This window comes from Streptomyces brasiliensis (assembly GCF_014647875.1).
Classification (GTDB): Bacteria; Actinomycetota; Actinomycetes; order Streptomycetales; family Streptomycetaceae; genus Streptomyces; species Streptomyces brasiliensis.
In genome coordinates this window covers 38,942-52,499 of record NZ_BMQA01000021.1, presented here as the reverse complement: position 1 = coordinate 52,499, position 13,558 = coordinate 38,942, and the positions used below count along the sequence as shown (strand labels likewise).

Below are 13,558 nucleotides of genomic sequence, written 5' to 3'. Positions count from 1 at the left end.
CCCGTCCGCGGGACGGCACTCTCGACGGCTGCTGGAGACCTGGTCAGCGCCGTGCCGTGAACCGGCGGCGAGGGGGCGGCCGATAGAGCGGGTGTGAGACTGTTCCGCCCCGTGGGGGGCCACCGGGAGAAGGACGACGCGGAGAGCGACGCGGCATTGCTGCGGGCCGTCGCGGACGGGGACTCGGCAGCGATGGCCGTCCTGTACGACCGGCATGCCGGCTGGCTGCACGCGCGGCTGACCCGGCGGTGCGCGGACCCCGAGGTCGTGCGCGAGGTGCTCCAGGACACGTTCGTGACCGTGTGGCGGTCGGCGGCCGGGCATCGCGGTCAGGAGGCCGGCGGCTGGCTGTGGACGATCGCCGCGCGCCGGCTGGTGGACGCGCGCCGGGCGCAGGAGCGGGCGGCGCGCGGGGAGCGCCCCGACACGTGGCACGAGCCCGCGCCGTCCACCGAGGAGCGGGTGCTGGCCGGCCTGGAGTACGGCGATGTCGGCACCGCTCTCGACCGGATCTCCCCCGAGCTGCGCGACGTCCTGCGGGCCACCGTCGTCGACGGCCTGACCACCCGCGAGACCGCCCGCCTCCTCGGCATACCCGAGGGCACGGTCAAGTCCCGCGCCCTGCGCGCCCGCGCCGAGCTGCGCGCGGCTCTGGCCCGGCTGAACCCGGCTCCGACGGGAGGCCCGGCATGACCGGGAACGCACACGTCTGGCACGCGACCGACGACCTCGTGGCCCACTACACGGACGGCACCCTTCCGGATCCGGACGCGTGGTCCCTGGAGAAGCACCTGGAGCGGTGCGGGGCGTGCGCGGCGCGGGTGTCGGCGTCGGTACGGGGGACCGCGGCCGGGGCGGTGCTCGGGGAAGTACGGGAGGCGGTGTTGCGGGAGGCACCGGCGGCGGCACTCGGGGCGGCCTCGGCGCGGTCCGCGGCGGCGGCTGCCCCGGTGCGGTCGGCGGCGGTGCGCGCCGGGGTCCGCGTGCGGGCGTTCCGGCGCGGGTACACGCTCCTCCGCCCCCCTGCCTCGCGGCGCCCCCGCTCCGTCCCCCGTCTCGTCCGTGCCCTGTGGGCCGCCGGCCCTGCCGTGCGCGGGGCCTGGCTGCCCGCCGTGCTCCTCGTGGCCGTCGGCGCGCTGGTCCTGGCGCACACCGGCGCAGTCGAGGGCGTACGGACGCTGCTGCTGGCCGTCGCGCCGGTCGTGCCCGTCGCCGGGGTCGCCCTGTCCTACGGCCCGCACGCCGACCCGCTGCACGAGATCACCTCGGCCACCCCGTCCGGTGGCCTGAGACTGGCGCTGACCCGGTCGGTCGCCGTCCTCGCGGTGAGCCTGCCGCTGCTGACCCTGACCGGCCTGCTGCTGCCCGCGTCGGGCGCCCCGGGAGCCGCGGCCTGGCTGCTGCCGGGACTGGCGCTGACGCTGGCCTCACTGGCACTCGCCTCGTACATCGGCTGCCGTACCGCGACGGCCGTGACCGGGGGCGGCTGGCTGGCCGCCGTCCTCGCGCCCGCACTCGCCGAACCCGCCGGCGGCCTCACCGCACGACTGGCCGAGCAACTCGCCCGCTGTCTCGACGGGGCGGTGGCGCAGGGCGGCTGGGCGGCGGCGGCCGTGCTGTGCGCCGTCGTGCTGACGCTGCGCCGTCCCACCTACGACCGCATGGAGGAGCCGTGAGCACGATACGAGTGACGGGCCTGCGCGTCCGGCACCGCAGGACCGTCGCGCTGGACGGTGTCGATCTCACGCTCGGCACGGGTGTGCATGGGCTGCTCGGGCCGAACGGGGCGGGCAAGACGTCGCTGATCCGGGTCCTGGCGACGGTCGCGCGGCCGTCCGGTGGCCGGGTGGAGATCCTCGGCGAGGACCTGTCCGACCACCGGCGGCGCGGCGAGGTGCGCCGTAGACTGGGATATCTGCCACAGGAGTTCGGCTACTACCCGGGGTTCACGGTCCGGGAGTTCGTGGCGTACGTCGCCTGGCTCAAGGAGCTGCCCGCCGCCGCCATCCCGGCCGCCGTCGAACGCGCCGTGGCGCGGGTCGGACTCGCCGACCGCATCGACGTGCGGATCCGGACGCTGTCCGGCGGCATGGTCCGCCGCGTCGGCATCGCCCAGGCGATCGTCAACGAGCCGCGCCTGCTGCTGTTCGACGAGCCCACCGCCGGGCTCGACCCCGAGCAGCGCGTCGAGTTCCGTGCGCTGCTGCGCGAACTGGGCACGGCCGCCACGGTGATCGTCTCCACGCACCTGGTCGAGGACGTGGCCGCCGCCTGCACGGAGGTCACCCTCGTCGACGCGGGCCGGATCGCCTACCAGGGCAACCCGGACACACTCATCGCCCTCGGCGAGAGCTCGGAGGGCACTGGCGACCATCCGATGGAGCGCGGCTACACGGCGGCGCTGCGGGCGCATCGGACATCGGCGGCGGGGGCGGCGCGATGACCTCTCTCCCGACCGTCCGGACGATCACCGGGCACCCCCTGCGGGCGGAGACCGTCCGCGGTTTCGCCTCCTGGGCCGGGGCCGCCGTCGTGCTGACGCTCGGCGTGCTGCTGGCCGGTTCCTCGCCGCGCTGGCAGGGCGGCTGGGCGGAGACGGCCACCGAACTGCACAATGCCCAGCTGATCGTCGTACCCCTGGCGGCCGCGGCCGGCTGCCGGCAGGGCGGGCGGGAGCGCCGGCGCCGTACCGGGGAACTGCTGACGACGGCGGTACGTCCGCCGCTCGCCCGGTTCCTGGCCTCGGCCCTGCCCGTCGCCGTATGGGTGGCCGTCGGCCAGCTGCTCGCGGTGGGCCTGGCCCTGCTCGCCACCTGGCCGTACGCGCTCGGCGACCGGCCGCACCTCGCGCTGGTGCCCGGGGACGTGGTGGCGTCGGCGTCGGCCGTGCTCGCCGGGCACGTGGTGGGGCGCGCGGTGCCGTCGCGGCTCGCGGCCCCGCTGCTGGCGATGGCCGGGTACGTGGGACTCGGCATTCTGGCGGTGAGCCGGGAGGGCGCCGGGCGTCATCTCAACCCGGCGTTCCCGGCCGGGGACGACTCGGTCCCGCTGTGGTGGCAGTCCGTGGCGATGGCTGTGTGGACAGCGGGTCTAGCGGCGGCCGCGGTGCTGGCGTACGCGGCCCGGCGCCGGGCCGGCGCCCTGCTTCCGCTGGCCGCCGCGACGACCGCGGGCGCGCTGCTCGTCCTGACCGGCGACGGCCTGTGGCACACCGACCCGCTCGCCCGCCGCCAGGTGTGCGACACGTCCGTCACTCCGGCGGTCTGCGTCAACGCCCGGTACGCGGGCCTGCTGCCCCAGGTGTCCAAGGCGCTGTCGGGGGTCACCGGGAAGCTGGAGGGGGTGCGGAATGTGCCGGTACGGTGGGAGGACCACCTGGGGGCTCCGAGGGGCGGCGAGGCCGAGTTGCCGAACCTCACACCGATCGGCTGGTCCCTCGTACGGGGGCGGCTCACCGATCCCGTGGACTTCGCGTGGCAGTCGGTGGCGGCGCTGAGCGGCCACGACGAGTGCGACGAGGTGCCCCCGCGGGTGTACCGGACCGACGAGGCTGTGGAGCACTACCTGGCCCCCAGTCCCGGGGAGGCGTACTTCGACGAGTTGTCCGCCCGGGGCACCCCTGCCCAGCGCGCGGAGCTCCAGAAGCGGCGCGCGGCCCGCGCCCGTCTCGCCGCGATGGGCGACGAGGAGCGCCGCGACTGGCTCTCGGCGTACTTCGCGGCGGCGGGCACCTGCGCCGGTCTGAACGAGGTGCCGACCCTGTGACCGGCCCCCTCCTCTACGCCCGCTCCCGCGCCCTCCCCGTCACCCTGGCCGCACTCGCCGGGACCGCCGTCTTCGCGCTGTGGGCGGCGCACCGCATGGAGATGTATCTCGATCCCGACCGCCGGGTCCCGATCGTCGCCCTGGCCCCACTGCTGGCGGCCGCCATGATCGGCGCGAGCCTGCGTACGCCGTCGGACGAGCTGGACCGTACCGCCGTACGCCCCTGGTGGCCGCTGCGGCTCGGGCAGCTGGCCGGGCTGACCGCGCTGGCTGCGGCGCTGATGTCGCCGGCCGTGCTCGGGCATCCGGACGTGTTCGGCCCTCCGGCGCTGATCCGCAACACGCTGGGCTGCACGGGAGTGACTGCGGCCGCTGCGGTCCTGCTGGGTGCCCGGCTGAGCTGGCTGCCGGCCTTCGGGTACGTCAGCGCGGTGTATCTGGGGTCCTCGGGTGTGCGGGGGCGCGCGGCGACGGTGTGGGCGTGGCCGATGCAGCCGGGGGCGCAGCCGGGCGCGTGGGCGGCGGCGCTGGGCGCGTTCGTGGTGGGTGGCGCGCTGTACGTGGTCCTCGGCGCGCGCCCCGAAGGGCCCCGCGGCTAGTGCTGTGGCCGGGAAGGTTTGCCGGTGAACCTTTCCGGTCACAGCACCAGGGACGGCCACGGGGTGCCCCGGGTGTGCGAAGGCCCGGGTCGTCAGGCGGATATGCCGTCGATCCGGGCCAAGGCCTCGTCCGCGCCGTACGGCTGCAAGTACGGCAGCCAGCGCGGATCCCTATGGCCGGTGCCGATGATGCGCCAGGCCAGTCCGGTGGGTGGTGCGGGTTTGTGGCGCAGCCGCCAGCCGATCTCGACCAGGTGACGGTCGGCCTTCACGTGGTTGCAGCGGCGACAGGAGGCCACCACGTTGTCCCAGACGTGCTTGCCCCCGCGGCTGCGCGGGATGACGTGGTCGACGCTGGTTGCGACGCCACCGCAGTACATGCACCGGCCCCCGTCGCGGGCGAACAGCGCCCGGCGGGTCAGAGGAACGGGCCCCCGGTAGGGAACCCGTACGAATCGCTTGAGCCGGACCACGCTGGGTGCGGGGACAGTGACAGTTGCGCTGTGCATAAAGGCGCCGGATTCCTCGAGGGAGACTGCCTTGTTCTCCAGGACGAGGACGAGCGCGCGGCGGAGCGGTACGACGCCGAGCGGCTCGTACGACGCGTTGAGGACCAGGACGTGCGGCACGGATGCCTCCTTGTACGCCGGCGGCGCGTGGCTCGCGCCGGGACGATCTGCAGCCAGTCTCCCCTCATGCCTGGTGGAAGCGCCACCATGTCCCGGTAACGGGCTGGGAGTGTTTTCGACCACACCTGAATTCATCCCCCGGATCACGGCCCGTTCAAGCCCAGGTGAGCCGGTCTCTCTCATGCAGGCCGCACGGGTCGCACACAATGCCCCGTTAGTGTGTTGGTTCTGTCCGTCCGGTGACCCTCCCGTGATCCTCACGCCCTTGACCGCACCGCCGGACCGACAGTGCTGCACCTGGAGGTACCTGCCGTGTCCTTGCCCGCCGTCCTACTGGCCGCCGGTCCGTCACCGTCGCCGTCCTCCTCGGGGACGGAGGTGACGGTCCCCACGCTCCAGGACGCCCAGGAGCACGCGACGAACGCCGCCGGCTGGGTCGAGCAGAACTGGTCGACCTGGCTCGCGATCGGCCTGCGGGTCGTGCTGATCCTGGTGATCGCGACCGTGCTCAGAGTGGTCGTGCAGCGGGCGATCACCAAGCTGATCGACCGGATGAGCAGGACGGCCGAGGCGGTCGAGGGCACGGCGCTGCGCGGGCTGCTGGTCAACGCCGAGCGGCGGCGGCAGCGTTCGCAGGCGATCGGTTCGGTGCTGAAGTCGGTGGCGTCGTTCCTGATCATGGGGACGGCGGCGCTGATGGTGCTGGCGTCGTTCCAGATCAACCTGGCCCCGCTGCTCGCGTCCGCGGGTGTCGCCGGTGTCGCGATCGGTTTCGGCGCGCGCAACCTGGTGACGGACTTCCTCTCCGGGGTGTTCATGATCCTCGAGGACCAGTACGGCGTCGGCGACTCGATCGACGCGGGGGTGGCCACCGGCGAGGTGATCGAGGTCGGGCTGCGCGTGACCAAGCTGCGCGGTGCGAACGGTGAGATCTGGTATGTCCGCAACGGCGAGGTCAAACGGATCGGCAACCTCTCGCAGGGCTGGGCGACGGCGGGCGTGGAGGTGACCGTGCGCCCGTCGGAGGACCTGGACCGGGTGAGGGCCACACTCGACGAAGTCGCCGAGACGATGAGCAAGGAGGAGCCCTGGAACGAGCTCCTGTGGGGCCCGATCGAGGTGCTCGGCCTGGACAGCGTGCTGATCGACTCGATGGTGGTGAGCCTCTCGGCGAAGACGATGCCGGGCAAGTCGCTGTCGGTCGAGCGGGAGCTGCGGTGGCGGATCAAGCGGGCCTTCGACGCGGCGTCGATCCGCTTCGTGGGCGGCCTCCCGGTGCCCCCGGAGGACGACATCCCCGACCCCACGGCAACGGTGGCAGCCCCGTCGGCCTTCAACGACGCGACGTCTCCCCAATCCGTCGCGACGACACCGATAGCGCAGCAGAGGCCGCCGACGAAGTAAGGGGCGGTCTGCTCGCAGGGGCGGCGCCCGGAGCATTCCGGGCGCCGCCCTCTGTGCGTGCGGGCAGGCGGAACGGTTCAGCACGCTCGTTCGACCGAATGTCCCGGCGCTGGACCATCTCACCTCGACACCACCTCCTTCCTCCGCGAGGGCAGTGCGCACCCCCCGAGGTAACGACTCCGTTGCCGCGGGGGCGATGTCTATTGACGCCTCCTTCACCCCGGGCTTACGTTCCTCCCAACCCAATAGGAAACTTTCCTAACAGTGATCACCGGGTGGACGAAATGCCCATGTCACTGGAAGGCTGGGCAGCCGGAGAGGCAGGTGGCGACACGCATGGCAGGATCCGCCGGTACGCCGGGTACCCCACGCGTCCTGCGCGCCATGAACGACCGCGCCGCACTGGACCTGCTGCTGGAGCACGGCCCGCTGTCGCGCACCCGGATCGGCAAGCTCACCGGGCTCTCCAAGCCCACCGCCTCGCAGTTGCTCGCCCGTCTGGAGTCGGCGGGGCTGGTGCTGGCCACCGGGACGAGTGAGGGACGGCCCGGGCCCAACGCCCAGCTGTATTCCGTCAATCCGGCCGCCGCCTACGCGGCCGGCCTCGACGTCACCCCCGTCCGCATCCGCGCAGCCGTCGCCGACATCACCGGCCGCACGGTGGGCGAGTTCGAGCTCCCGACGCCGGGGAGGCGGCCCGCCCATCCCGTCGTACGGCAGGTCGGCGACGCCCTCGACGGGGCCGTCAAGGCGGCCGGGCTGGCCAGGGACGACGTCCGCCGGATCGTCATCGGTACCCCCGGCGCCTTCGACCCCAACACCGGGCGGCTGCGGTACGCCTCCCATCTGCCCGGCTGGCACTCCCCCTCGCTGCTCGACGAACTCGCCGCCGCGCTGCCCATGCCCGTCGAGTACGAGAACGACGTCAACCTCGTCGCCCTCGCCGAGCAACGGCTGGGCGCGGCCCGGGGCCACGGCGACTTCGTGCTGCTGTGGAACCAGGAGGGTCTCGGTGCCGCCCTGGTCCTCGGTGGCCGGCTGCACCGGGGGTGGACAGGCGGTGCCGGTGAGGTCGGCTTCCTGCCCGTGCCGGGCGCGCCGCTCGTGCGCCAGGTGACGAAGGCCAACAGCGGCGGTTACCAGGAACTCGCCGGTTCGCAGGCGGTACCCCGGCTGGCCCGCGAGCTCGGCATCGCGGACGTGCCGGCGGGGCCGTACACCGATGTCGCCGCAGAACTCGTGGCGCGCGCCGCCGATCACGTCTCCGGTCCGTACCGGGAGCTGCTGCGGACCTACGCGACGCGGCTCGCCACCGGTCTCGCCTCGCTCGTCGCCGTCCTCGACCCCGAGCTCGTCGTCCTCAGCGGCACCGCCCTCACCTCGGGCGGCGAGGTGCTGCGCGCCCTCGTCCAGGCCGAGTTGGAGGAGCTGGCGGCACCCCGTCCGCGGCTCGTCGTCGGCGACGTGCGCGAACACCCGGTGCTGCGCGGCGCTTTGGAGCGCGCGCTGGCGACCACCCGTGACGAGGTCTTCGACACCTCGCGCTGAGCCCCCACGCCTCCCCGCACGGCCTCATCCCCCTTCCCGAGTCCCTTTCCCTCACCGCCCGTCCCAGGGAGACCCAGCCATGCCCGAAGTCATACCCGCCGTGGCCCGGAAGTCGGCCTTCGCCCTCACCACTCTCACCGCCTCGCTGGCCCTGCTCACCACCGCCTGTACCGGGCAGTCCGGCTCCGGCGCCACCGACGACGCCTCCAAGGAGACGACCATCAACTTCTGGCACGCCTGGAGCGCGCCGAACGAGGTCGCCGCCGTCAAGTCGCTGATCACGGGCTTCGCGAAAACCCACCCCAACATCCACGTCAACGTCGTCGGCAACATGACCGACGACAAGATCAACCAGGCGCTGCGCACGGGCGGCGACAAGGCGCCCGACGTCGTCTCCTCCTTCACCACCAACAACGTGGGCAAGTTCTGCTCGTCCGGCGCACTCGTCGATCTGAACCCCTTCTTCGAGAAGGCGGGCATCGACCCGCAGAAGACGTTCCCGAAGGCGATGAACGAGTACACCCAGTTCGACGGCGACCGCTGCTCGGTACCGCTGCTGGGCGACGCGTACGGCCTCTACTACGACAAGACCGCGTTCGAGAAGGCCGGCATCTCCGCCCCGCCCAAGACCTGGTCCGAGTTCGAGGCCGACGCCAAGAAGCTGACGATCCCGGACGGCGACAGCTACAAGCAGCTCGGCTTCATGCCGAACTACCACGGCTGGGAGTCCACCACCGAGCACTACTTCGCGCAGTTCTCGCCGACGTACTTCGACTCCAGCGGCAAGTCGAGCCTCGCCGAGGATCCCGCTTTCAAGGCCGGTTTCACCCTCCAGAAGAAGCTCGTCGACGAACTCGGCGGCTACCAGGAGCTGGAGAAGTACCGGGCCACGCTCGGCGACGAGTGGGGCGCCAAGCACCCCTTCCACACCGGGCAGGTCGCCATGCAGCTCGACGGCGAGTGGCGGCTCGGCATGGCCGAGGAGGCCAAGCCGAAGTTCGAGATCGGTGTGGCACCGCTGCCCGTGCCGGACGACCAGGCCGCGCAGTACGGCAAGGGCTACATCACCGGCACCATCGCCGGCATCGCCGCCACCAGCAAGAAGCAGAACGCGGCCTGGGAACTGGTGAAGTACATGACCACGGACACCGACGCCGTGGTCGGCTTCTCCAACGCGATCCACAACGTGCCGTCCACGCTCGAAGCGCTCAAGTCGCCCAAGCTGAAGTACGACCCGCGCTTCAAGACGTTCCTGGACATCGCCGCGAACCCGAACTCGACCACGACTCCCGCCTCGATCAACGGCGGCGTGTACCTGGTGACGATCCAGCAGTTCGGCTACGACTACGAGAGCGGCAAGGCCACCGACCTCCCGGCGGGCCTGAAGAAGACGGCCGCGCAGATCGACACGGACATCGCGCAGGCGAAGTAACTCCTGATGAGTACGGTCACTCTCGCGTCGAAGCGCCGCCGGGCGGCGCTTCGTACGGTCGCCTTCATGTCGCCGTGGCTCATCGGCTTCGCGGTCTTCTTCGCGTACCCGCTGATCTCCACGGTCTACTTCTCGTTCATGCACTACGACGGCTTCAAGCCGCCGACGTGGAGCGGCGGGAAGAACTGGACGTACGTCTTCGAGCACTACCCCCTGTTCTGGCCCGCCCTGCGCAACACCCTGTGGCTGGTCCTGATCACGGTGAGCCTGCGGGTCGTGTTCGGGCTCGGCGTCGGGATGCTGATCACGAAGATCAAGACGGGTACGGGTGTCTTCCGCACCCTCTTCTATCTGCCCTATCTCGCCCCGCCGGTCGCCGCGACGATGGCCTTCGCCTTCCTCCTCAACCCCAGTACCGGTCCGGTCAATTCGATCCTGGAGAGGGTCGGCGTGCCGGCGCCGGGCTGGTTCAACGACCCCACCTGGTCCAAGCCGGCCCTGACCCTGCTGGCGTTGTGGGGCGTCGGCGACCTGATGGTCATCTTCATGGCCTCGCTGCTCGACGTGCCGACCGAGCAGTACGAGGCCGCCGAGCTGGACGGCGCCTCGGCCTGGCAGCGCTTCCGGTACGTCACGCTGCCGAACATCTCCCCCATCGTGATGTTCGCCGTCGTCACGGGCGTGATCCAGACCATGCAGTACTACACCCAGCCGCTGATCGCCGGGAAGGTCGCCTCGGGCGTGATCCAGGGCGCGGGCACGCAGTTCGAGCCCGGGTATCCGGACAAGTCCACGCTCACGCTCCCCCAGCTCGTCTACAACCTCGGCTTCCAGCGGTTCGACTACGGCGCCGCGTGTGTCGTCGCCCTCGTACTGTTCGCCCTGTCGATGGTGTTCACCGCGTTCCTGATGCGGCGCCGGGGCGGCCTGATCCAGGCAGGTGACTGACCATGGCCCAAGTGCTGGACAAACCGGTGGAGTTGAGAACTCCTGTGTCGCCCGCCGCGCGCACCGCCCGCCGCAGGGCGCTCCTGGAGTGGATCGCCGTCCACGCCCTCGGCGTCGCCGCCGCGCTGTTCTTCGTCCTGCCGTTCGTGTTCGTGTTCCTGACGTCCCTGATGAGCGACTCCCAGGCGCTGAGCCGGGACCTGGTCCCGGACACCTGGGAGTGGGTCAACTACCGGAAGGTGTTCGACACACCGGGCTTCCTCACCTGGTGGAAGAACACGCTGATCTACGCCGGCCTCGGCACCGTCCTGACCGTCGTGTCGTCGATCCCGGTGGCGTACGCGCTCGCCAAGTTCCGCTTCCGGGGCCGGAATCTGTCACTCATGCTGGTGATCTCGATGATGATGCTGCCGCCGCAGGTCATCATCATTCCGATGTATCTGTTCTGGGCGAAGCAGCTGGACCTGTCGGGCACGCTGTGGCCGCTGATCATCCCGATGGCGTTCGGCGACGCGTTCTCCATCTTCCTGCTGCGCCAGTTCCTGATGACCATTCCCAACGAGTATCTGGACGCGGCGCGGGTGGACGGCTGCGGTGACCTGCGCACCCTGCTCAAGGTCGTGCTGCCGATGGCCCGGCCCGGCATCGCGGCCGTCGCGCTCTTCCAGTTCTTCTACGCCTGGAACGACTACTTCGGCCCGCAGATCTACGCGTCCGAGAACCCCGGTGCCTGGACGCTCAGTTACGGCCTGGAGTCCTTCAAGGGCGCCCACCACACCGACTGGAACCTCACCATGGCCGCGACCGTGCTGGTCATGGCCCCCGTGATCCTCGTGTTCTTCTTCGCCCAGAAGGCGTTCGTCGAGGGCGTCACGCTCACCGGAGTGAAGGGTTAAGCATGAAACTCACCGTGGTCGGCGGAGGCTCGACCTACACCCCCGAACTCGTCGACGGATTCGCCAGGCTGAGGAACACCCTGCCCGTCGAGGAGCTGGTCCTCGTAGACCCGGCCGCCGAACGCCTTGAGCTGGTGGGGGGCCTGGCCCGCCGCATCTTCGCCAAGCAGGGGCATCCCGGCCGGATCGTCACCACCTCCGACCTGGACGCCGGCGTCGAGGGCGCCGACGCGGTGCTGCTCCAGCTGCGCGTCGGCGGCCAGGCGGCCCGGCAGCAGGACGAGACCTGGCCGCTGGAGTGCGGTTGCATCGGCCAGGAGACCACCGGCGCGGGCGGCCTGGCCAAGGCGCTGCGCACGGTGCCGGTGGTCCTCGACATCGCCGAACGGGTCCGCCGTACGAACCCCGGCGCCTGGATCATCGACTTCACCAACCCCGTCGGCATCGTCACCCGCGCCCTGCTGCAGGCCGGGCACAAGGCCGTCGGGCTGTGCAACGTGGCGATCGGCTTCCAGCGGAAGTTCGCGGCCATGCTGGGCACCTCGCCGCACGACGTCCACCTCGACCACGCGGGCCTCAACCACCTCACCTGGGAGACCGGCGTGCGCCTGGGCGGCCCCGAGGGCGAGAACGTCCTGCCCAAGCTGCTCGCGGAGCACGGCGACGCCATCGCCGACGACCTGCATCTGCCCCGCACCCTGCTCGACCGCCTCGGCGTGGTCCCGTCGTACTACCTGCGCTACTACTACGCCCACGACGAGGTCGTACGGGAACTGCGCACGAAGCCGTCGCGCGCCGAGCAGGTCGCCGAGATGGAACGGCAGTTGCTCGAGATGTACGGCGACCCGGCCCTGGACGAGAAGCCCGCGCTGCTCGCCGAGCGGGGCGGCGCCTACTACTCCGAGGCCGCCGTGGACCTGGCGGCGTCCCTGCTGGGCGGCGGTGGCAGCCCCTACCAGGTGGTCAACACGTACAACAAGGGCACGCTCCCCTTCCTGCCGGACGACGCGGTGATCGAGGTGCAGGCCGCGGTCGGCACCAAGGGCGCCGTCCCGCTGCCGGTGCCCGAGCTCGACCCGTTGTTCGCGGGGCTGGTGGCGAACGTGACGGCGTACGAGGACCTCGCCCTGGAGGCGGCACTGCGCGGCGGCCGGAACCGGGTGTTCAAGGCCCTGCTGTCCCACCCCCTGATCGGCCAGTACGAATACGCCGAGACCCTCACCGACCAGCTGATCGCGCACAACCGGGAGCACCTCGCGTGGGCCTGAGAGCAAGTGTCCTCGCCATCGACGCGGGCAACAGCAAGACCGACGTCGCGGTGCTGACGGCCGAGGGGCACGTCCTCGCCACGGCCCGCGGGGGAGGCTTCCGGCCACCCGCCGTGGGCGTGACGGAGGCGGTGGACGAGCTGGCGGCGGCGGTCACGCGCGCGTACGCCGCAGCCGGTGTCACCTCCGTCGCGCACGTCTCGGCGTGTCTGGCCAACGCCGACCTGCCCGTCGAGGAGGAACAACTGGCCGCCGCGCTGCACGCGCGCGCGTGGGGCGACGCGGTGGAGGTGCGCAACGACACCTTCGCGATCCTGCGCGCGGGCGTCGCCGAGCCACTGGGCGTCGCCGTGGTGTGCGGGGCCGGCATCAACTGCGTCGGCATGCGCCCCGACGGCCGCACCGCCCGCTTCCCGGCCATCGGCCGCATCTCCGGGGACTGGGGCGGCGGTTGGGGGCTGGCCGAGGAGGCGCTGTGGTTCGCGGCGCGGGCGGAGGACGGCCGGGGCGAGCCGACGGACCTGGCCCGCACCCTCCCGGCCCACTTCGGCCTGGACTCCATGTACGGGCTCATCGAGGCGCTGCACCTGGAGCGCGTCGAGCACGCCCGCCGTCACGAACTGACGCCGGTGCTGTTCGCGACGGCCGAACGCGGCGACGCGATCGCCCGCTCCCTCGTCGACCGGCTCGCCGAGGAGGTGGTGACCATGGCGGGGGTCGCCCTGTCCCGCCTCGACCTGCTGGACGAGGAGACCCCGGTACTGCTGGGCGGCGGCGTCCTGGCGGCCGGGCAGGCCCAACTCGACGACGGCATAAGGGAGCTGCTGGCGGCACGCGCACCGAAGGCGGTACCTCGGGTGGTGACCGCGAGCCCGGTGCTGGGGGCGGCCCTGCTGGGCCTCGACCGGGTGGGCGCGGGGACGGGGGCGCTGGAGCGGGCACGGGCCTACTGGGAATCCTGAGCAACCCTCGCGGACACGGGGGAACCGAACGGATTCCCGTCGCGTATTCATGGGCAGGGACGTGGGACTAGGCTCAAGATCCAGTTAAGCCCGGTGCGGATGTCGGC

Annotated in this window: 13 protein-coding genes; 12 read left to right on the top strand and 1 reads right to left on the bottom strand. The window is 71.7% G+C overall.

Translation table 11 applies throughout. From position 1 onward, the window contains the following. Positions 1-93 precede the first annotated feature (93 nt). Genes IEZ19_RS27470 through IEZ19_RS27450 form a run of 5 tightly spaced genes read left to right on the top strand, consistent with a single transcriptional unit; the run spans position 94 to position 4,364 of the window. Positions 94-693, top strand: a complete 600-nt coding sequence (locus tag IEZ19_RS27470) for an RNA polymerase sigma factor (RefSeq protein WP_189313990.1) — start codon at positions 94-96, stop codon at positions 691-693. Then, entirely contained in the window at positions 690-1,676 is a 987-nt protein-coding gene (locus IEZ19_RS27465; protein ID WP_189313989.1) for a zf-HC2 domain-containing protein, read from the top strand. The genes IEZ19_RS27470 and IEZ19_RS27465 overlap by 4 nt, the downstream gene beginning before the upstream one ends. Further along, entirely contained in the window at positions 1,673-2,443 is a 771-nt protein-coding gene (locus IEZ19_RS27460) for an ABC transporter ATP-binding protein (RefSeq protein WP_229840865.1), read from the top strand. Before IEZ19_RS27465 ends, IEZ19_RS27460 begins: the two co-directional genes overlap by 4 nt. Continuing rightward, entirely contained in the window at positions 2,440-3,765 is a 1,326-nt protein-coding gene (locus IEZ19_RS27455; protein WP_189313988.1) for a hypothetical protein, read from the top strand. The genes IEZ19_RS27460 and IEZ19_RS27455 overlap by 4 nt, the downstream gene beginning before the upstream one ends. Then, positions 3,762-4,364 (top strand): hypothetical protein, encoded by a 603-nt coding sequence (locus IEZ19_RS27450; protein ID WP_189313987.1) that lies wholly within the window; start codon positions 3,762-3,764, stop codon positions 4,362-4,364. Before IEZ19_RS27455 ends, IEZ19_RS27450 begins: the two co-directional genes overlap by 4 nt. A gap of 92 nt (positions 4,365-4,456) precedes the next feature. Here the strand turns inward: IEZ19_RS27450 and IEZ19_RS27445 are convergent, their stop codons facing one another. Continuing rightward, positions 4,457-4,993, bottom strand: coding sequence for an HNH endonuclease (locus IEZ19_RS27445; RefSeq protein WP_189313986.1), 537 nt, complete (start codon positions 4,991-4,993; stop codon positions 4,457-4,459). A 312-nt stretch (positions 4,994-5,305) separates the two neighbouring features. Between IEZ19_RS27445 and IEZ19_RS27440 the strand changes: the two genes are divergently transcribed. From IEZ19_RS27440 to IEZ19_RS27410, 7 genes are all read left to right on the top strand, one after another. Then, the gene (locus IEZ19_RS27440; RefSeq protein ID WP_189313985.1) at positions 5,306-6,397 is read left to right on the top strand and encodes a mechanosensitive ion channel family protein; all 1,092 of its coding nucleotides are present in this window, start codon (positions 5,306-5,308) and stop codon (positions 6,395-6,397) included. A gap of 336 nt (positions 6,398-6,733) precedes the next feature. Then, entirely contained in the window at positions 6,734-7,945 is a 1,212-nt protein-coding gene (locus tag IEZ19_RS27435) for an ROK family transcriptional regulator (protein WP_189313984.1), read from the top strand. A 79-nt stretch (positions 7,946-8,024) separates the two neighbouring features. Next, positions 8,025-9,377 (top strand): ABC transporter substrate-binding protein, encoded by a 1,353-nt coding sequence (locus IEZ19_RS27430; protein ID WP_189313983.1) that lies wholly within the window; start codon positions 8,025-8,027, stop codon positions 9,375-9,377. Positions 9,378-9,383: 6 nt separating this feature from the next. Continuing rightward, the gene (locus IEZ19_RS27425) at positions 9,384-10,325 is read left to right on the top strand and encodes a carbohydrate ABC transporter permease (RefSeq protein WP_189313982.1); all 942 of its coding nucleotides are present in this window, start codon (positions 9,384-9,386) and stop codon (positions 10,323-10,325) included. Between the two features lie 2 nt (positions 10,326-10,327). Next, positions 10,328-11,221 (top strand): carbohydrate ABC transporter permease, encoded by an 894-nt coding sequence (locus tag IEZ19_RS27420; RefSeq protein ID WP_189313981.1) that lies wholly within the window; start codon positions 10,328-10,330, stop codon positions 11,219-11,221. Positions 11,222-11,223: 2 nt separating this feature from the next. Further along, on the top strand, positions 11,224-12,489 hold the full coding sequence (locus IEZ19_RS27415) for a 6-phospho-beta-glucosidase (protein ID WP_189313980.1): 1,266 nt from the start codon (positions 11,224-11,226) through the stop codon (positions 12,487-12,489). Next, a complete protein-coding gene (locus IEZ19_RS27410) occupies positions 12,480-13,451 on the top strand; it encodes an N-acetylglucosamine kinase (protein WP_189313979.1) in 972 nt (323 codons plus the stop codon). Before IEZ19_RS27415 ends, IEZ19_RS27410 begins: the two co-directional genes overlap by 10 nt. Positions 13,452-13,558 lie beyond the last annotated feature (107 nt).

Bases quoted from the DNA above. Each gene is read 5' to 3' on its own strand.
- IEZ19_RS27435 (WP_189313984.1), top strand. From the start codon at position 6,734: ATGGCAGGATCCGCCGGTACGCCGGGTACCCCACGCGTCCTGCGCGCC.
- IEZ19_RS27455 (WP_189313988.1), top strand. From the start codon at position 2,440: ATGACCTCTCTCCCGACCGTCCGGACGATCACCGGGCACCCCCTGCGG.
- IEZ19_RS27420 (WP_189313981.1), top strand. From the start codon at position 10,328: ATGGCCCAAGTGCTGGACAAACCGGTGGAGTTGAGAACTCCTGTGTCG.
- IEZ19_RS27415 (WP_189313980.1), top strand. From the start codon at position 11,224: ATGAAACTCACCGTGGTCGGCGGAGGCTCGACCTACACCCCCGAACTC.
- IEZ19_RS27430 (WP_189313983.1), top strand. From the start codon at position 8,025: ATGCCCGAAGTCATACCCGCCGTGGCCCGGAAGTCGGCCTTCGCCCTC.
- IEZ19_RS27425 (WP_189313982.1), top strand. From the start codon at position 9,384: ATGAGTACGGTCACTCTCGCGTCGAAGCGCCGCCGGGCGGCGCTTCGT.
- IEZ19_RS27465 (WP_189313989.1), top strand. From the start codon at position 690: ATGACCGGGAACGCACACGTCTGGCACGCGACCGACGACCTCGTGGCC.